The sequence below is a fragment of the Leifsonia sp. KNZ12-8B genome (assembly GCF_056755495.1).
Genome location: NZ_JBPGXM010000075.1, coordinates 1 through 18,501, shown reverse-complemented (window position 1 = coordinate 18,501; position 18,501 = coordinate 1). Strand labels below are relative to the sequence as shown.

General features: G+C 72.5%; 18 protein-coding genes. 2 read left to right on the top strand and 16 right to left on the bottom strand.

The genetic code is table 11. The annotated features are described in order from the left end of the window. Positions 1–86 precede the first annotated feature (86 nt). From rpmF to ACR9ZG_RS11935, 8 genes are all read right to left on the bottom strand, one after another. On the bottom strand, positions 87–290 hold the full coding sequence (rpmF, locus tag ACR9ZG_RS11970; RefSeq protein WP_018190667.1) for a 50S ribosomal protein L32: 204 nt from the start codon (positions 288–290) through the stop codon (positions 87–89). Between the two features lie 2 nt (positions 291–292). Continuing rightward, entirely contained in the window at positions 293–802 is a 510-nt protein-coding gene (locus ACR9ZG_RS11965; protein WP_481285064.1) for a YceD family protein, read from the bottom strand. A gap of 77 nt (positions 803–879) precedes the next feature. After that, positions 880–3,144 (bottom strand): transglutaminase TgpA family protein, encoded by a 2,265-nt coding sequence (locus tag ACR9ZG_RS11960; protein WP_481285063.1) that lies wholly within the window; start codon positions 3,142–3,144, stop codon positions 880–882. Beyond that, positions 3,134–4,510, bottom strand: a complete 1,377-nt coding sequence (locus ACR9ZG_RS11955) for a DUF58 domain-containing protein (RefSeq protein ID WP_481285062.1) — start codon at positions 4,508–4,510, stop codon at positions 3,134–3,136. The genes ACR9ZG_RS11960 and ACR9ZG_RS11955 overlap by 11 nt, the downstream gene beginning before the upstream one ends. Positions 4,511–4,513: 3 nt before the next feature. Continuing rightward, complete coding sequence (locus ACR9ZG_RS11950) at positions 4,514–5,569, bottom strand: AAA family ATPase (RefSeq protein WP_481285061.1); 1,056 nt, start codon at positions 5,567–5,569, stop codon at positions 4,514–4,516. Then, complete coding sequence (coaD, locus tag ACR9ZG_RS11945) at positions 5,566–6,048, bottom strand: pantetheine-phosphate adenylyltransferase (RefSeq protein ID WP_481285060.1); 483 nt, start codon at positions 6,046–6,048, stop codon at positions 5,566–5,568. Before coaD ends, ACR9ZG_RS11950 begins: the two co-directional genes overlap by 4 nt. A gap of 141 nt (positions 6,049–6,189) precedes the next feature. Continuing rightward, a complete protein-coding gene (locus ACR9ZG_RS11940; protein WP_481285059.1) occupies positions 6,190–8,403 on the bottom strand; it encodes an ATP-dependent DNA helicase RecG in 2,214 nt (737 codons plus the stop codon). Next, positions 8,400–9,140 (bottom strand): tetratricopeptide repeat protein, encoded by a 741-nt coding sequence (locus tag ACR9ZG_RS11935; RefSeq protein ID WP_481285058.1) that lies wholly within the window; start codon positions 9,138–9,140, stop codon positions 8,400–8,402. The genes ACR9ZG_RS11940 and ACR9ZG_RS11935 overlap by 4 nt, the downstream gene beginning before the upstream one ends. A gap of 69 nt (positions 9,141–9,209) precedes the next feature. On the opposite strand from ACR9ZG_RS11935, the gene rsmD reads away from it, so the two are divergent. Then, positions 9,210–9,776 carry a 16S rRNA (guanine(966)-N(2))-methyltransferase RsmD gene (gene rsmD, locus ACR9ZG_RS11930; protein WP_481285057.1) on the top strand — a complete coding sequence of 189 codons (567 nt, stop codon included), beginning with the start codon at positions 9,210–9,212 and terminating at the stop codon, positions 9,774–9,776. A 185-nt stretch (positions 9,777–9,961) separates the two neighbouring features. Here the strand turns inward: rsmD and thiL are convergent, their stop codons facing one another. Then, entirely contained in the window at positions 9,962–10,966 is a 1,005-nt protein-coding gene (thiL, locus tag ACR9ZG_RS11925; RefSeq protein WP_481285056.1) for a thiamine-phosphate kinase, read from the bottom strand. A 25-nt stretch (positions 10,967–10,991) separates the two neighbouring features. On the opposite strand from thiL, the gene ACR9ZG_RS11920 reads away from it, so the two are divergent. Further along, positions 10,992–11,516: a DUF3515 family protein gene (locus tag ACR9ZG_RS11920; RefSeq protein WP_481285055.1), complete on the top strand. Its 525-nt coding sequence runs from the start codon at positions 10,992–10,994 to the stop codon at positions 11,514–11,516. Positions 11,517–11,588: 72 nt separating this feature from the next. Here ACR9ZG_RS11920 and ACR9ZG_RS11915 read toward each other — a convergent pair whose 3' ends face one another. From ACR9ZG_RS11915 to ACR9ZG_RS11885, 7 genes are all read right to left on the bottom strand, one after another. Next, complete coding sequence (locus ACR9ZG_RS11915; RefSeq protein WP_481285054.1) at positions 11,589–12,686, bottom strand: D-alanine--D-alanine ligase family protein; 1,098 nt, start codon at positions 12,684–12,686, stop codon at positions 11,589–11,591. Then, complete coding sequence (locus ACR9ZG_RS11910; RefSeq protein ID WP_481285053.1) at positions 12,583–13,737, bottom strand: NAD(P)H-dependent glycerol-3-phosphate dehydrogenase; 1,155 nt, start codon at positions 13,735–13,737, stop codon at positions 12,583–12,585. The genes ACR9ZG_RS11915 and ACR9ZG_RS11910 overlap by 104 nt, the downstream gene beginning before the upstream one ends. 7 nt (positions 13,738–13,744) lie before the next feature. Continuing rightward, positions 13,745–14,524, bottom strand: a complete 780-nt coding sequence (locus tag ACR9ZG_RS11905; RefSeq protein ID WP_481285052.1) for a lysophospholipid acyltransferase family protein — start codon at positions 14,522–14,524, stop codon at positions 13,745–13,747. 19 nt (positions 14,525–14,543) lie between these two features. After that, positions 14,544–15,914 carry a UDP-N-acetylglucosamine 1-carboxyvinyltransferase gene (gene murA, locus ACR9ZG_RS11900; protein WP_481285051.1) on the bottom strand — a complete coding sequence of 457 codons (1,371 nt, stop codon included), beginning with the start codon at positions 15,912–15,914 and terminating at the stop codon, positions 14,544–14,546. Continuing rightward, complete coding sequence (gene leuD / locus ACR9ZG_RS11895) at positions 15,911–16,510, bottom strand: 3-isopropylmalate dehydratase small subunit (RefSeq protein WP_481285050.1); 600 nt, start codon at positions 16,508–16,510, stop codon at positions 15,911–15,913. Before leuD ends, murA begins: the two co-directional genes overlap by 4 nt. Continuing rightward, entirely contained in the window at positions 16,510–17,970 is a 1,461-nt protein-coding gene (gene leuC / locus ACR9ZG_RS11890; RefSeq protein WP_481285049.1) for a 3-isopropylmalate dehydratase large subunit, read from the bottom strand. Before leuC ends, leuD begins: the two co-directional genes overlap by 1 nt. 150 nt (positions 17,971–18,120) lie before the next feature. Beyond that, positions 18,121–18,501: FHA domain-containing protein (locus ACR9ZG_RS11885; protein ID WP_481285048.1), on the bottom strand; the 381-nt coding region annotated here is incomplete at its 5' end.

Here is an 18,501-nt window from a genome sequence, read left to right as displayed (position 1 = left end):
AGATGTGTATAAGAGACAGTTCTCGGACAGTGCGCTGCGGTCAGGATTCTCGCCGACCACGGTGCTCAATGTGTCGTCAGTGACGATCAGACGTCGGCGACCTTGCGGCCCTTGTACTCGAGGAACAGGGCGGTGCCCGCCGAGTCCTCGACGACCTTGGCGCGGTGCGGCAGGGAGTAGGTGACCTTGCCGTTCTCGATGGTCTTGACGAGCGTGGGGACCTCGGCCTTCCACTGCGAACGACGGGCGTGCGTGTTGGCGCGAGACTGCTTCCGCTTCGGAACGGCCATGTCTATCTCTCTTCTCCGGCCCCGTCGGACGGGGCGCTGCTGCTGGTGGATTCAGTGGTGTCGGAAGCCTGGAAAGCCGCGAGCGCAGACCAGCGCGGATCGATGGTCTGGGCGGGCTCACGGTCCGGTACATCCGCCAGCCTCTCCCCGGTCTCGGGGTCGAGACCCGGGCAGTCCGGCCGGCACACCGGCTGAAACGGCAGTGACAGCACTACCGCATCCCTGATCAGAGGTTCAAGATCCACGTGGTCGTCGTGAACCTCATGATCGAAAGCTTCCTCAGCAGGATACGCGAAAAGTTCCTGGAAATCGACTTGGACCGGCTGCTGGATGTCGATGAGGCACCGCCCGCAGACACCCGTGGCCGTCGTGGAGGCCTCGCCGGTGGCGAGGATCCCCTCGTGCATCGACTCCAACCGGAGGTCGAGGTCGATCGTCGCGCCCTCTGGCACGGACAGGAGCCCCTCGCCGAGCTTCTCGTCGACGGGGATGCTCAGGCGCTGCGCCTTCATCGCGCCGGGTCGGCGGATGAGGTCGTACACATGGACCGTGTACGGAGTCTTTTTGAACGTGGTCACGACCGACTATTCTACGAGGCCCTCCCCGGGCTCGCGGCGGGCGGCCAGCCTGCTGGCAGCAAGGACACAGGAACGAGCACGGCGCGGACCCGCCTGGCGCGGCCCGCCTGCGCCTCTAGCGCGGAGAGCACGCGGCCGAGGTCGTCGGCCAGGCCGACGGCGACCGCGCGCGTCGGCGGGCCGTACGCGTCGCGCTCGCGCACCTCCAGGAGCCGCGACATCGCCTCCTCCCCCGGCGTCCCGCGGACGGCGACCGCGACCCGCTGCGCGAAGACGCGGGAGGTCTCGGTGGCCGGCGCCTCCCAACCGAGGTCGCGGGCGGTGTCGCGCAGCTCGTCCCAGACGATGGACGCGCCTCCCCACGACTCGCCGAGACGGCGCAGGCGCGAGCGGCGGCGCACCCGGCGCAGCACCGCGGGCGTGAGCAGCACGGCGAGCACGAGGAGGGCGACGCCGGCGCCCGAGAGCACCGGCTGCAGCGGCGACGGCGGCGTCGTGGCGCGTGCTCCGGCGACGTTCGCCGGGTCGGTCGGGATGATGCGCTGCGCCTGCGAGGTCGAGCCGGGGGTCGACTGCGGAACGGGCGTCACGATCGTCGTCTCGGGCCGCGTGTACGACGGGATGGTGCCGCGGCCGACCGTCGGCTCGAACGGCACCCAGCCGACGCCGGCGAAGTACAGCTCCGGCCAGGCGTGCAGGTCGTCGCTGGTGACCGTGTACTCGCCGGGGTTGCTGGCCGTGCCGCCGCTGGTCGAGCCGGGGAGGTAGCCCTCCGCCACGCGCGCCGGGATGCCGAGCGAGCGGGCCATCAGCGCCATCGCCGAGGCGAAGTGGACGCAGTAGCCGCTCTTCACCTCGAGGAACTTCGCGATCACGCGGCCGCCGTCGCCGTCGTAGCCCTGCTGCAGCGGGGTCTGCGTGGAGTAGACGAAGTCGTTGTCGCGGAAGTAGTCCTGCAGCGCGACGGCCTGCTCGTACTCGGAGGTCGCGCCCTCGGTCGCCTTCAGCGCCGTGGTCGCGATGATGCCGGGGATGTTGGCGGGCAGGAACAGGTCGCGCTGCGCCTCCTCGGGAACGAAGCCGCCTGCGGTTTTCAGCTGCTCGGCGGTCGGCTGCAGCAGCAGCGAGGTGACCGTGTACCGCTGGCCCTGCGTCGTCGTGTTGACGCCGCCGATGGTGAGGTCCTCGGGGTTCCACGACCAGGTGCCGTCGAGCCCCTTCACCGACTTCACCGGGTAGGGCGCCGGCAGCCAGCGGCTGAGCATGTTGTCGATGGTGACGTCGGTGCTGATCTCGACCCGCTGCACGTCGTCGGCCAACCCGGTGACCGGGCCGATCTCCCCGCCGTCTGGCAGGCGGTTGGTGTCGCGGGCGCGGTGCTTCCAGACCGAGCCGGTGAACTGGTCGAGGGAGGCGAGCTTGAGGTACTGCCCGGAGGCCGCGGTCGTCGTGTACGTGAGCGCCCGGACGGCGGAGGGCCGGCGCAGGTCCTTGCCGAGGTCGACGAGAGGGGTGACCGTGCCGCCGATGTTGATGCCGCCCGCGGTGAACTGGGTCGCGCCTCCCCGGTCGAACCCGGGAGCCGTTCCCGCGAGCAGCGCGGCGATGGCGACGGAGGCGACGCCGATGGACAGGGCGGCGACGGGCCGCGGGGACCCGGGCCGCCTGGTGCGGACGTCGCAGCGGAGCAGCCAGAGGAACGCGGCCGCCGACGCCGCGAGCGCGACCGGGTCCAGCCCGTCCCCGAGCAGCGCGGCCGGGACGACGAGCACGGCGCCGACGCCGAGGGCGGTGAAGGCAGGGGTGCGGATGGCGACGGCGACGGTGTCGAGGATGAGCGCGAGCAGGCACGCGCCTCCGACCACGAGGAAGAGGAACTCGGGCAGGCTCTCGGCCGGCGTGCCCTGCTGGTAGATCGACAGCAGCGCCTGGCGGCCGTACTCCGCCCAGGCCTCGAACGTGCGCGGGGTCGGGATCAGCCCGAGCAGGCCCGTCCCGCGGCCGAACCCGGCCGTCATGATCCCCGCCGACACGAGCAGCAGGAGGACCGGCACCAGGCCCCGGTGCACGCCCAGCGTGCGCAGCGCGGCGCCGAGCACGAGCAGGGCGCTGGAGGTCAGCATGAGGGCGAACCACCAGCCCCAGCCCTGGATGAGGCCCACCAGCGCGAGGCTGACGGCGAGCAGCTGGAGGATCAGCGCGCCGGTGATCCGCCAGTAGCCGATCCGGCGGCGCCGGGCGCGGGCGAGCGGCAGCGCGAGCGACTCACTGACCACGGGACACCACCGCCCGCTGGCGGCGCATCGCGCGCTGCCACGATTCGGCCGGGTCGTCGCCGGCGGAGAAGGGGACGCACAGCCACCCGGCGTCGCTCAGCACCTCCTCCGCGTCGGTGGACGCGCCGGGGCCGAGGAAGGCGACGGCCGGGTCGCCCATCGGGCGCAGCGCCGCCAGCGCGCCGAGCTCGGGCGTCCCGCCGAGCAGCAGCGCGAAGACCGGGACCGGCCGCCCCGCGCGGCGCAGCCCGGCGGCGAGCTCGGAGACGGCGTCGTCGCGCGCCGGGCCGAGCGGCTCGACGGCGGCGAGGTCGGCCAGCAGCAGCCGGTCGGCCCCGCCCGTGTCGTACGTCGGCGTCGCGCCGCCGAGCGTGCCGGTGCGGCCGGCTCCGCTGCGGCCGGTGAGCTGCCGGCCCGCGGTCTCCACGATGCTCACGGCGAAGCCCCCGTCGAGCAGGTGCACGGCGACGGAGGCCAGCAGCTCGACCAGCGCCTCGAAGCCGTCCTCGTCGGCCAGGCCCGCGCGCGTGTCGGCGAGCAGCCACGCCTCGGGGTTGCTGCGCTGCTCCTCCTGCCGCACCATCAGCTGGTCGTGCCGGGCCGTCGCGCGCCAGTGCACCCGGCGCAGGGGGTCGCCCGGCCGGTACTCGCGCGCGATCAGCTCGTCGGCGCTCGGGATGCTGTGCCGCAGCAGCTCGTGCTCGGTGCCCTCGCTGTGCGCCACGTCGAGCTCGCCGCGGTCGAGCGCGACGACCCGTGGAGTGACCAGGAACTGGCGCGGCTGCCCGATCGCGTACTCGGCGTAGGCGATCCCGAACGGGTCGGTGCGGCTGATGATGAGCGGGCCGACCGGGTGCGATCCGCGCTTGCGGGCCACGACCTCCTGCCGCAGCACGACGGTGTCGCGGCCGTGCGAGGTCTCGGGCTGGTGGGCGCCCAGCCGCGGGAACGGCGCGGCCCGCTGGACCGCGACCGCCGGGGGCGCGAACTCGCGCCAGCGCGCCGCGGGACTGGGCCGCGGCGAGAGGTTGCGCGCGGTCGTCACGATGGCGGCGGAGTCGCCCGACGCGACGATGTCCGGATGGAAGCTGCGCGTCACGCTCAGGCGCGGCCGGTCCCAGGTGACCGAGATCATCGCCGCGAGGGTGAGCAGGGTGAGGAACACGCCGACGAACAGCACGTCCGTCCGCCCGAAGAACGCCGAGCACACCAGCGCGACGACCCCGACCGCGCCCAGCGCCCACCCTCGGGCCGTCGGCCGCGGCTTCTTCAGCGGCGACGAGGCCCTGGCCCGGCCGGGGGCCGCCGCCCGGCCGGAGGCCGCCGCGCGGCCGGGGGCGCCATCCGTCGGGGCGCGGCGCGGCATGGGCTACGGCCGCCCGCCGATGGCGCCGGACCCGACCGGGACCGGCGTGGAGGCGACGATGCGCCGGACGATGTCCGCGATGACCGGCGCGCTCTCGTGGTGATGGCCCAGCGCGCGGCTGGTCGGCAGCAGCCGGTGGCCGAGGACCGGCACGGCCAGCGCGTCGATGTCGTCGGGCAGGACGAAGTCGCGGCCGTCGAGGGCGGCCATCGCCTTCGCCGCACGCACGAGCTGCAGCGTCGCGCGGGGGCTGGCGCCGAGGCGCAGGTCGCGGTCCTCGCGGGTCGCCCGGACGAGGTCGACGGCGTACTGCTTGACGGGAGGGGACGCGAACACGTTGCGCGCGGTGACCATCATCGACCGCAGCTGCTCCGAGGTCACCACCGGACCGATCCGCGAGAGCGGGCTGGAGGTGTCGCGGGTGGTGAGCATCGCGAGCTCGGAGCCCTCGTCGGGGTAGCCCATCGCGATCCTGGCCATGAAGCGGTCGCGCTGCGCCTCCGGGAGGGCGTAGGTGCCCTCCATCTCGACCGGGTTCTGGGTGGCGACCACGATGAAGGGCGCAGCGAGCGGATAGGTCGTGCCGTCGACGGTGACCTGGCGCTCCTCCATGCACTCCAGGAGGGCGGACTGCGTCTTCGGGCTGGCCCGGTTGATCTCGTCGCCGATCACGATGTTCGCGAAGACGGCGCCCGGCTTGAACTCGAAGCGCCGCTCGGCCTGGTTGTAGATGGAGACGCCGGTCACGTCGCTCGGCAGCAGATCGGGCGTGAACTGGATGCGGCTCACCGAGCAGTCGACGGACTTCGCGAGCGACTTCGCGAGCATGGTCTTGCCGACGCCCGGCACGTCCTCGATCAGCAGATGCCCCTCGGCCAGCAGCACCACGAGCGCGGTCTGCACCGCCTCGTGCTTGCCGTCGATCACCGACTCGACATTGGCGCTGATCTGGTCCGCGGCGCGCCGGAGCTCGGCCAGGTCCATCCCGGGCGCGGCTCGTCCGACCTCCTCCGGTGCCACGGAGGTCTCGGTGGGCTGGCGCGTCGCGTAACTGTTCATGTCTCCTGCAGATACTCGTAGACGGCGGAGGGGACGTACGGGCTGACGTCGCCGCCGAGGGCGGAGACCTGGCGGACGAGCGAGCTCGACACGTGGGCGTTGGCCGGGTTCGGCAGCAGGAAGACGGTCTCGACCTCGGCGAGGTGCCGGTTCACGATCGCCATCGGGGTCTCGTAGGCGACGTCGACCTGCGACCGGATGCCCTTCACGAGCACGTGCGCACCGACGTCGGTGCAGTAGTCGACGAGCAGCCCGACCGACCAGGAGGCGACCACGATGTTGCCGACGATGCCGGCGTCCTCGATGGACTTCTCGATCAGGGCCACGCGCTGTGCGATCGGGAGCAGGGCCGTCTTGTCCGGGTTGTGCACGACGAGCACGTGGACCTCATCCCAGAGCCCCGCGGCGCGTTCGATGACATCGAGGTGCCCGAGCGTGACGGGGTCGAACGATCCAGGGACGACGGCGATCCTGTTCATAGACCTCCAGACTATCCCGCGGAAACCGGCATTTCGTTGTGAATCCGTTACCTGCGCGGACGCACTCCTGGACTCCACGAGACAGCGGCCGTTATGGTTCACCGCTGCCGGCCGCTCGGGCGGGACTCTGAGGGAGGCGCGTCAGGACTTGCCGAGGAAGGCGCGCTCCGACTCGTCCAGCCGGCGCGCGAGCGCGGCGGCCAGGGCGGGGTGCGCGGCAAGGCCGCCCTCCGACTCCAGCGTCTCCTCCGCGGCGGCGCGCGCCTCCGCGATCAGCTCGCCGTCGGAGGCGACCCGCAGCAGCCGCAGCGACGACCGACCGCCGGACTGGCGGCTGCCGAGCACGTCACCCTCGCGGCGCAGCTCGAGGTCGACGTTGGCGAGCTCGAAGCCGTCGAGGGTGGCGGCCACCGCATCCACCCGCTCCCGGGCGAGCGAGCCCTGCTCGGCACCCGTGACCAGGAGGCAGAGGCCCGGCACGCCGCCACGGCCGACCCGGCCGCGCAGCTGATGCAGCTGCGAGACGCCGAACCGGTCGGCGTCGAGCACGACCATCGCGGAGGCGTTGGGCACGTTGACGCCGACCTCGATCACCGTGGTGGCGATGAGCAGGTCGATGTCGCCGGCCGCGAAGGCGCGCATCGTGTCGTCCTTGGCGTCGCTGGAGAGCCGGCCGTGGAGCACGCCGATGCGCGCATCGGCGAACAGCGGGTCGGCGCGCACCTGGGCCGCGACCGCCTCCACCGTGGCGATCGGCCGTGCCGCCTCCCCCGGCTCGGCGTCGTCCGGCTCCTGCTCCTCGCCGTCGTCCTCGGCCTCCTTGCCGGTGATCGCCGGGCAGACCACGAAGACCTGGCGGCCCTTGGCGATCTCCTCGGCGGCGCGCTCCCAGATCCGGCGCTCCCAGCGGGGATGGTCGGCGAGCGGCACGACGAAGCTCTCGATCCCCTGGCGACCCGCCGGGAGCTGCGCGATGGTCGAGACGTCGAGGTCGCCGAACACCGTCATGGCGACCGTGCGCGGGATCGGCGTCGCGGTCAGCACGAGCACGTGCGGAGGCGTCCCGCCCTTGGCCCGCAGCGCCTCCCGCTGCTCCACGCCGAAGCGGTGCTGCTCGTCGACGACCACGAGCCCGAGGTCGAAGAACGTGACCGCGTCGCCGAGCAGCGCGTGCGTGCCGACGACGATGCGGGCCTGCCCCGAGACCGTGCGCAGCAGCGCCCGCTTGCGCTCGGCGGCGCTCAGCTGCCCGGTGAGGAGGGTCGGCATGAGCTGCGCGGACAGGTCGGGCCCGAGCATCGCCGCGATCGAGCGGAGGTGCTGGGCGGCGAGCACCTCGGTCGGTGCGAGCAGCGCCGACTGGCCGCCCGAGTCGGCGACCGCCAGCATCGCGCGCAGCGCGACCAGGGTCTTGCCGGAGCCGACCTCGCCCTGCACCAGGCGGTGCATCGGCTCGGTCTGCGCCAGGTCGCGCGCGATCTCGCCGCCGACGACGCCCTGGTCGTCGGTGAGGGTGAACGGCAGCGCCGCGTCGAAGCGCTCGAGCAGTCCGCCCGGCACCGCCCGGCGCGGCGTCGCGGCGACGGTCCGGGAGGCGGCGCGCTGCTGCAGCAGGGCCACTTGAAGCACGAACGCCTCCTGGAAGCGGAGCGCGTCGCGGGCGCGCTGCCACTGCGCGTCCTTCTGCGGCCGGTGGACGCCCTCCAGCGCCTCCCGGAACGACACCAGGCCGCGCTCAGCGACCACGCTCGCCGGGACCGGGTCCGGCACGGGGCCGAGCGCGTCGAGCGCCAGCCCGACGGCCTTCTGCACCTGCCAGCTCGCGACCGTGCCGGTGGCCGGGTAGATCGGGATCGGCGTCATCGCCCAGGAGGCCGCGGCTGCGCTCCCCGGCGTCACGGCGTTCTCGGCGTCCGGCTCGAACAACTCGTAGTCGGGATGCGCGAGCTGCAGCGCGCCGCGGTACGCCGACACCTTCCCGGCGAAGATCCCGCGCACGCCGGGCACCAGCTCCTTCGACCGCCACGCCTGGTTGAAGAAGGTGAGCGTCAGGATGCCCTCGCCGTCCGAGATCCTCACCTCGAGGATCGAGCCCCGGCGCGCCCGCATCGGCCGCTCCTGCACCCGCAGCACCTCGGCGACGATCGTGACGTGCTCGTCGAGCGGGAGGTTGGCGAGCGCGGTCAGCTCGCCGCGACGGGCATAGCGGCGCGGGTAGTGCGAGAGCAGGTCGGCCACCGTGCGCATCCCGAACGCCTTCTCGAACGCGCCGGCGGTGCGTCCGCCGAGCACGCCGGTGAGTCGGGAGTCGAGGGTGACCGCGCCCTCGACGGCCGGGGCGGAGGCAGTGGTCATGACTCGATCGTAGGCGCCGCCTCCGTCAGTGCGGCGAGCTCTGCCGCCACGTCGGCGTCCTCCGGGCGCTCGGCGGCCAGCCGGCGCTGGATGGCGAGCGCCTCCTCCGTGCGGCCCAGCTCGCGCAGGCAGCGGGCGAGGCTCCACTGCGCCGCGAACCGCTGGTCGATCGTGCCGAACCGCTCCGCCGCCTCCACCGCCGCCTCGAACTGGTCGAGCGCGCGCGCCGCGTCGTGCCGCTCCAGCAGCGCCCAGCCGCGGTTGGAGTGCACGGCGACGCCCCAGCGCTGCGTGCGCGGGTCGTCCGTCTGGCGCAGGTCGGCCAGCGCCTCCTCCGTCCACTGCTCCTCCCGCTCCGGGTCGGCGAGCGCGAGCATGTGCGCGGCGTCGATCGCGAGGAAGGTCTCGTCGTCGCGCCGCGCGGTGACGAGGGCCTCCTCGAACAGCGGGATCGCCTCCCCCGGCCGCCCCTCGGAGCTGCGCAGCCGGCCGCGTTCGAGCAGGATGCGCAGGTGCAGCCGCCCGAAAGCCGGCTCGAGCGACTCGAGCAGCGCCTCCGCCTCGGCGAAGCGGCCCTGCAGGCCCAGGGCGCGGGCGCGCTGCGTCTCGAGCTCGGCGCGCACCAACTCGGACCGGGACGGTTCTGCTGCGGCCATGGCGAAGCGCTCGGCGGACGCGACAGGGTCGTCGAACCTCCAGAGCGCATCGAGCTCGGGTTGCTCGAGGCGATCCTCCATCCCCCTATTCTGGGGGGTCGGCGCCCGATGCAACAGTGCATCGGGCGGTCCAGGTAGGCTCGTTGGGCCATGACCCGCATCGTCTCCGGCTTCGCCGGCTCGCTCACCCTGCAGGTGCCCAGGAGCGGCACGCGGCCGACCAGCGACCGCGTCAGGGAGGCGGCGTTCTCGGCCCTGGAGGCCCGCGACGCGATCCGCGGAGCCCGCGTGCTCGACCTGTACGCGGGGTCGGGGGCGCTGGGACTGGAGGCCGCGAGCCGCGGGGCCGCCGCGGTCACGCTGGTCGAGAAGAACGCGGCGGCGGCGCAGGTGTGCCGGCGCAACGCGGCGGCGGTCACGCGGGCGGCGCCGGCGGGAGCTCGGCCCACCGTGGAGGTCCGCGCGGCGACCGTGCAGGCGTACCTGGCCGGAGCCACGGGGCCGTTCGACCTCGTCTTCATCGACCCGCCGTATGACGTGGGCGACGCCGACCTGCTCGCCGTGCTGACGACGCTGGAGCCGCTGCTCGCGCCGGACGCGGTGGTGTGCGTCGAGCGCAGCACGCGCACGGGCGAGCCGAGCCTCCCGGCGGGACTGGCCGTGGAGCGCCGCAAGGACTACGGCGAGACCGCCCTGTGGTGGGTGGGGCGGGCGTAAGTCCGGAGATCGCGGGCGACACGCCGGTGCGGCGCGCGCTCATCCGGAGGTCGGCTCGTCGTGACGCCAGAACTCCGGCATTACTGCCGCGCGGCCCTTTCCGGAGGTTGGCGCTCGGGGCGGTGCGGGCGTCCGGAGTTGCGGGCCGTGTGGCGGCGTGTCGCGGTTCGCTTCCGGAGGTGCGGTCAGCCGCGGTTGCCGTCCCACTCCAGGTACGGGTCCCAGCCGCCGCGCTCGTCGAACGGCGTGCCGGCGACGAGCAGGCCGACGCCGTCGCGCACGACGCCGACGGCGCGGAAGCCGCCGGGCAATGCGGTGCCGGGCGGGAAGGCGGCGAGGAGGCCGTGGTCCTCTCCCCCGGTCAGCGCGGTGCGCAGGTCCATGCCGGGGGCGGCGGACCGCAGCAGCTCAGGGTCGAGGTCGATCGCGACACCGCTCGCCTCCGCCACGCGGCGGGCATCGAGGGCGAGGCCGTCACTCAGGTCGAGCATGGCGGTCGCGCCCGCCAGCGCCGCGAGCGGTCCGTCGGCGACGGGAGGCTCGGGCCGCAGCTGCGCAGCCACCTCGGCCGGGTGCGCGGCCGCTATCGCGGCGAAGCGGGAGGCGTCCGGCTCACCCGCCGCGTCCACCGCCTCCGTGAAGAGCAGTCGCAGCCCGGCCGCCGCCGCGCCCAGCCGGCCGGAGACCGCGACCACGTCGCCGGGCCGGGCGCCGCTGCGCAGGACGGGCGCCCGCCCCTCCAGGTCGCCGAACGCCGTCACGGCGAACGTGAGCGTCTCGGACACCGAGAGGTCGCCGCCGACCACGCCGCAGCCCGGTGCCAGCGCCTCGCACGCGGCGCGGAACCCGTCGGCGATGGCCTCCAGGTCGGCGATCGGCGTGGTGGGAGGCGCGGCGATGGCGACCACGACGGCGGTCGGCACCGCGCCCATCGCGGCGACGTCGGACAGGTTCGTGGCGGCGGCCTTCCAGCCCAGGTCGGCGGGACTCGACCAGGCGAGCCGGAAGTCCGGGCCGTGCACCATCATGTCCGTGGTGACCACGTACCGGCCGTCCGGAGCCGCGAGCACGGCCGCGTCGTCGCCCGGGCCCACCAGCGTCGCCCTGGACTGCGGCAGGCGCGGGAAGATACGGCGCAGCGCCTCCCGCTCGGACGCCTCCTGGATGGTCGTGCTCCCAGAGTTCCCCATGAGGTGAAACGGTAGCCTGAATCCGATGTCCGTTCGTCGCCCCGCCCTCACCGCCCTGCTCGCCGTGCTGCTCGCCGGAGCGGGCCTCGCCCTCGCCGGCTGCGCCCCCACCGTCTCGCTGGAGCCCGCCGCCGACGCCAACGACCCCGGCTGCGCGGAGGTGTCGGTGCGCCTCCCTGACGCCGTCGCCGGGCAGCAGAAGCGGGTCACCGACGCGCAGGCGACCGGGGCATGGGGCTCGCCCACGGCGGTCCTGCTGCGCTGCGGCGTGCCCCCGATCGGCGCGACGACGAAGCCGTGCGTGAGCGTCAACGGGATCGACTGGGTGCTGATGACCGATCCGGCGGCGAAGACGATCGTCTACCAGACCTTCGGGCGCACCCCGGCGACCGAGGTGATCATCGACCATGTGCAGGGCGTGTCGGACTCGGCGGTGCTGCCGGAGTTCGCCTCCGCCATCGCCGTCCTCAAGCAGACCCAGAAGTGCCTCTCGACCCTGGACACCGACCCGACCGCGGTGCCGACGCCGACGCCCTCTCCCTCGTCGTAACCGCCCGAGTACGCGCGTTTTCGCCCCGGAAAGCCCGAGTACGCGGAGAATCTGCGTACTCGGGGGTTGCGGTCAGGCGGCGGCGCGGGCCAGGGCGACCTGGATGAGCTCGTCGATCAGGTCCGGGTACGCGAGGCCGCTCTCCTGCCAGCAGCGCGGGAACATCGAGATCGGCGTGAAGCCGGGCATGGTGTTGATCTCGTTGATGACGAACCCGTCGGCGGTGAGGAAGAAGTCGACCCGGGCGAGCCCCTCCCCGCCGATGGCGTCGAACGCCCGCACGGCGAGGTCGCGCATGTCGGCGAGCTGCGCGGCGGTCAGGTCGGCGGGGCAGACCAGGTCGATGCCGGGTGCGTCGAGGTACTTCGCGGCGAAGTCGTAGAAGTCGCGGCCCGACACGACGATCTCGCCCGCGACGGAGGCGCGCGTCGGCTCCCCGGGACGGCCGCCGAGCACGGCGATCTCGACCTCTCGGCCGACGACGGCCGACTCGATGAGCACGCGGTCGTCCTCGGCCAGCGCGACCTCGATCGCGGCGTCGAGCTCGGACCAGTCCTTGACCTTCGTGACGCCGACGCTGGAGCCCGCGCGGGCGGGCTTCACGAACGCCGGGAGCCCCAGCTCGCGCGCCGCCTCCCGCACCGCATCCGCGCCGGTCCGCCACTCGTACGCCGTCACCGTGCGCCACGGGGCGACCGGGATGCCCGCCTGCTGCAGCACGGTCTTCGTGAAGTGCTTGTCCATCCCGAGCGCGCTCGCCAGCACGCCGCTGCCGACGTACGGCAGCCCGACCAGCTCGAACAGCCCCTGGATGGTGCCGTCCTCTCCCCACGGGCCGTGCAGGATCGGGAAGACGATGTCGACCTCGCCGAGCGACGTGCGGGCGCCGTCGGCGTCGGTCACGAACACCTCGCGCGACGCGACGCTGTCCGGCCAGTGGATGCGCGACCCGTTGTCGTCGACGTGCGGCAGCTCCTCCGCGTTCAGCGCGAAGCGCGCGGCGTCGTCCGGCTGAAGGGTGAAGGCGCCCTCCCGGGTGATGCCGACGGGGATGACGTGATACTTCTCACGGTCGATCGCCGCGAGCACTCCCGCCGCCGTCGCGCAGCTGATCGAATGCTCGCTTGAGCGCCCCCCAAACAGAAGCGCGACCGCGACCTTGTCCGTCATCCAATGTCCTCTCACCCTGCGGCTCGTCCGAATCCGTGGTCAGATGCGGAGCGATGTCCTTCGGATCGAGCGTACCGGCGAGCACCTGGCTCACCTGACGCACGATCGGCATGTCCACCCCGCGCGCCTCCGCCAGGCTCAGGATGGGCGCGACCGAGGCCAGCCCCTCCGCCGTCTGGTTCATCTGCTTCACCACGTCGGCGAAGGCGTAGCCCTGGCCGAGCAGGCGGCCGGCGGTGTTGTTGCGGCTGAGCGACGACTCGCACGTCGCGATCAGGTCGCCCAGGCCCGCGAGCCCTGACAGGGTCTGCGCCTCGGCGCCGTAGGCGACGGCGAAGTCGGTCATCTCGACGAGCCCGCGCGTGATGATCGACGCCTTCGTGTTCTCGCCGTAGCCGACGCCGTCCACGATGCCGATCGCCACCGCGATCAGGTTCTTCAGCACGCCGCCGAACTCCGTGCCGATCACGTCGGTGTTCACGAAGCTGCGGAAGTAGCGGTTGGTCGCGGCCATCGCGACAGCCTGCGCCGTCTCGAGGCTCGCCGACGAGACCACGGCGGCCGTCGGCTGCTCGCGGGCGATCTCCAGGGCGAGGTTGGGGCCGGAGGCGACGGCGATCCGCTCGACGGGCACGGGGAGGCCCTGGGCGATCACCTCGCTCATCCGCAGGCCGGTGCCCTTCTCGACGCCCTTCATCAGGCTGACGACTATCGTCTCCGGTCCGAGGAACGGCGTCATCGCCTCCAGGTTCGACCGGAGGGACTGGCTCGGGATCGAGACGAACACCTGCTCGGCGTCGCGCATCGCCTCCCCCAGCCGGGAGGTCGCGCGCAGGTTGCGGGGCAGGTTGATGCCCTCGAGGTAGTCGCTGTTGCGCTTCACCTCGTTGATCTCGCGCGCCAGCTCGGGCCGGCGCGCCCACAGCGTGACGTCGTTGCCGCCGTCGGCGAGGATCTTTGCGAACGTGGTGCCCCAGCTCCCGGCGCCGAGCACGGCGATCCTCCGGGGCGTTGGCGGGACGGGGATGCGGGCCTCCTGCGCTTTCGCCATCTGTCCTCTAGCCATCGAAGCGGCCGGTCTCCTTCTGGTTGTGCGTGGCCGGGTCCCAGCGCTCCGCCGGCGCGGTCTCGCCGCGCAGGTCCTCGAGCAGATGCGTGATCGCGTCCATGATGACGGCGGTGGCCTCGTTCAGCGTGCTCGCGTCGAGCGGCCGGCCCTCGAAGGCCGACAGGTCGACCGGGTCGCCCACCTTCACGGCGATGGTCTTGCGCGGGAAGAACGAGATCTTCTTCGCATATCGCGCCATGACCTGCTGCGTGCCCCAGTGTGCGATCGGGATGACCGGGATGCCCGTCTCCAGCGCCATGCGCGCCGCGCCGGTCTTGCCGCGCATCGGCCACATGTCGGGGTCGCGCGTCAGCGAGCCCTCGGGGTAGATGACCACGATGCGACCCTCGTCGGCGATCTTCTGCGCCGCGTCGAGCGGGGCCGCGCCCCGGGCTGCGCCGCCCCGCGACACCGGCACCTGGCCGGACTTGCGCAGGAACCAGCCGACGACGGGGATGCGGAACAGGCTCTCCTTGGCGAGGAAGCGCGGCAGCCGGCCGAGCTTCCAGAGCACCATGCCCATCATCACCGGGTCGATCTCGCTGTAGTGGTTCGGCGAGATGATGAAGGCGCCCTGCCTCGGCAGCTTCTCGCCGTCCGCGATGCGGAACCGGGCGAGGAGGCTGCCGAGGGGCACGATGATGCCGGCGAGCACCCAGAAGATCGACGGACGGGACTTCTCGGAGCGCTGCTTCACGGAAGCGGGAGCGGGGGCGTCGGGATGAGGCACCCTCCCATTATCCGTGCCTTCAGCCCTCGAGGACGAAGTCGGCCCCGAGCAGCTGTAGCTTGGTGATGAAGTTCTCGTAGCCGCGGCTGATGATGCCCACGTTGCTGACGGTCGAGCGGCCCTCGGCGGTCAGCGCCGCGATCAGGTGGCTGAAGCCGCCGCGCAGGTCGGGGACCTCGATGTCGGCGCCCTTCAGCTCCACCGGGCCCATGATGACCGCGGAGTGGTTGAAGTTGCGCTGACCGAAGCGGCACGGGTGGCCGCCGAGGCACTCCTTGTGCACCTGGATCTTCGCGCCCATGTCGTTCAGCGCGTCGGTGAAGCCGAAACGCTGCTCGTACACGGTCTCGTGGACGATCGACACGCCTTCGGCCTTCGCCAGCGCCACGACGAGCGGCTGCTGCCAGTCGGTCATGAAGCCGGGGTGCACGTCGGTCTCGATGATGACCGGCTTGAGCGGGCCTCCCGGGTGGAAGAAGCGGATGCCGTCGTCGTGGATCTCGAAGGCGCCGCCGACCTTGCGGAAGACGTTGAGGAAGGTCAGCATCTCGGGCTGGCGCGCGCCGCCGACGTAGATGTCGCCGTTGGTCGCGAGCGCGGCCGCGGCCCAGCTGGCGGCCTCGTTGCGGTCGAACAGCGCGGTGTGGCTGTAGCCGACGAGCTTCTTGACGCCCTCGATGCGGATGACGCGGTCGGTGTCGACCGAGATGATCGCGCCCATCTTCTGCAGGACGTTGATGAGGTCCATGATCTCGGGCTCGATGGCCGCGCCACGGAGCTCGGTGATGCCGTCTGCGCGGACCGCGGTGAGCAGGACCTGCTCGGTCGCCCCGACGCTCGGGTACGGCAGCTCGAGCTTGGCGCCGTGGAGGCCGTTGGGGGCGCTCATCCGGATGCCGCTCGGCAGCTTGTCGACGATGGCGCCGAACTTGCGGAGCACCTCGAGGTGGTAGTCGATCGGGCGGTCGCCGATCCGGCAGCCGCCGAGGTCGGGGATGAACGCCTCGCCGAGCCGGTGCAGCAGCGGGCCGCAGAACAGGATCGGGATGCGGCTGGAGCCGGCGTGCGCGTCGATGTCGGCCATGTGCGCCGACTCGACCGCGCTCGGGTCGAGCAGGAGCTCGCCCTCCTCGGCGCCGTTCGTCACCTTCACGCCGTGGACCTCGAGCAGCCCGCGGACGACCCGGACGTCGCTGATGTCCGGCACGTTCCGCAGCACGCTCGGGCCTTCGCCGAGGATCGCGGCGACCATCGCCTTCGTGACGAAGTTCTTGGCGCCGCGGACCTCGATGCGGCCCCGGAGCGGGATGCCGCCGTTGATCGTGATGCGGTCGCCCTTGAGGCCGACGCGCGCTCCAGCTGCCTGGGCGTCCTGAAGAAGTGAGTTCAAAGTTTCACCGGGAGGGTCGTGGGCCGCCATGACGCGCGGCCGCTTTCGTATTCGGAGATGCGCGCCTCGTCGCGCAGGGTCAGGGCGATGTCGTCCAGCCCTTCGAGCAAACGCCAGCGAGTGTAGTCGTCGATGTCGAAAGACACCTGGACCGCACCCACGGTCGCAGTCTTGGCAACCAGATCGACCGTCGCCGCTATTCCCGGCTGCGCCTCGATGGCCTCCCAGAGGCGCTCGGCGTCCTCCTCGGTGATGACGCCGGTGAGCAGGCCCTGCTTGCCGGAGTTGCCGCGGAAGATGTCGGCGAAGCGCGGGCTGAGGACCACCTTGAAGCCGTAGTCGCGCAGGGCCCACACCGCGTGCTCGCGGGAGGAGCCGGTGCCGAAGTCGGCGCCGGCGACGAGCACGGTCGCGCCCTGGTAGGCGGGCTGGTTGAGGATGAACCCGGGGTCCTGCCGCCAGGCGTGGAACAGGGCGTCGTCGAAGCCCGTCTTGGTGACGCGCTTGAGGAACACCGCGGGGATGATCTGGTCGGTGTCGACGTTGGAGCGGCGCAGCGGCACGGCGACACCGGTCACGGTCTCGAACTTCTCCATCAGGCGCCCACCTTCTCCCCTGCCGCGATATCGGCGTCGTCGTGCTCCAGGTCCCACGGGCTCGACAGCGTGCCGCGGATGGCCGTGGCCGCCGCGACCAGCGGCGACACCAGGTGCGTGCGGCCGCCCTTGCCCTGCCGGCCCTCGAAGTTGCGGTTGGAGGTGGAGGCGCAGCGCTCCCCCAGCGCGAGCTGGTCGGGGTTCATGCCCAGGCACATGGAGCAGCCGGCGAACCGCCACTCGGCGCCGAACTCCTCCACGATCTTGTCGATGCCCTCGGCCTCGGCCTCGATGCGCACGCGTGCGCTGCCGGGGACGACCATGACGCGGACGCCGTCGGCCTTTTTGCGACCCTTGATGATGGAGGCGAACGCGCGCAGGTCCTCGATGCGGCTGTTGGTGCACGAGCCCATGAACACCGCGTCGACCGGGATGCTCTTCATCGGGGTGCCGGGCGCGAGGTCCATGTACTCCAGCGCACGCTCGGCGGCGGCCCGCTCGTTCGCGTCCTGGATCGCGGCGGGGTCGGGCACGGCCTGGCTGAGCGAGACGCCCTGGCCGGGGTTCGTGCCCCAGGTGACGAACGGCTCGATCTCGGCGGCGTCGAGGTACACCTCGGCGTCGAAGACGGCGTCGTCGTCGGTCTGCAGCGTCCGCCAGTAGGCGACGGCGTCGTCCCAGTCGGCGCCCTCCGGCGCGTGCGGGCGGCCCTTCAGGTAGGCGAAGGTGGTCTCGTCCGGCGCGACCATGCCCGCCCGGGCGCCGGCCTCGATCGACATGTTGCAGATCGTCATCCGGCCCTCCATCGAGAGCGAGCGGATGGCGCTGCCGCGGTACTCGAGCACGTAGCCCTGGCCGCCTCCGGTGCCGATCTTGGCGATGACGGCCAGGATGATGTCCTTGGCCGTGACCCCGGGACGCAGCTCGCCCTCCACCGTGATCGCCATCGTCTTGAACGGCTTCAGCGGCAGCGTCTGGGTGGCGAGCACGTGCTCCACCTCGGAGGTGCCGATGCCGAACGCCATCGCGCCGAACGCGCCGTGCGTGGAGGTGTGCGAGTCGCCGCAGACGACGGTGATGCCCGGCATGGTGAGGCCCAGCTGCGGGCCCACGACGTGCACGATGCCCTGCTCGACGTCGCCCAGGGAGTGCAGCCGGATGCCGAACTCCTCGGCATTGCGGCGCAGCGTCTCGATCTGGGTGCGGCTGGTCAGGTCGGCGATGGGCCGGTCGATGCCGATCGTCGGGGTGTTGTGGTCCTCGGTCGCGATCGTGAGGTCGGGGCGGCGGACCGGACGGCCGGCCATGCGGAGGCCGTCGAACGCCTGCGGGCTGGTCACCTCGTGGACCAGGTGCAGGTCGATGTAGATCAGGTCGGGCGAGCCGTCCTCGCCCTTGGCGACGAGATGGTCGTCCCAGACCTTCTCGGCGAGCGTGCGTGCGGTGCGTGTGTCGGACATCGTTCTCGTGAACTCCTAGCTTGCGTACGGATCAGCCGTCGACGGACTCCGCGGCGAGGGTGGCCTGAGACTAGGACTCGCCGCGGCGGCTAAGGAGGAGGAGACGCGCGTGCACCTGTTCAGGGTAGCACCGGAGCCCGGGAGAGCGGCTCAGGCCCGCTCGGCGCGCATCCGGTACTCCCCCAGGCGCAGCTCGGCGCCGGCGGGGATCTCCAGGGGCAGGCCGGGGGTCGCGCGGGTCTGCGTGCCGGCCGCGGCGACCGTGACGCCGTTGGTCGAGTGGAGATCGGTGACGCGCAGGACGGGGCCCTCCGCCTCCACCGCCGCGTGCGTCTTCGACACTGTCGAGGTGGGGTCGTCGAGCGCGACCGGATCGGCAGGGCCGGGGTGCGCGGAGGCGGACGGGTTGCGCCCGAGGAGCACCGTCCCGGAGACCGGGATGCGGCGGCCGCCTGGCAGGACGAGCCGCCACTGCTCGTGCTGCCCGGCCGCGGGTGCCGGGCCGGCGGGCGGCGGGAGGAAGGCGGGGAG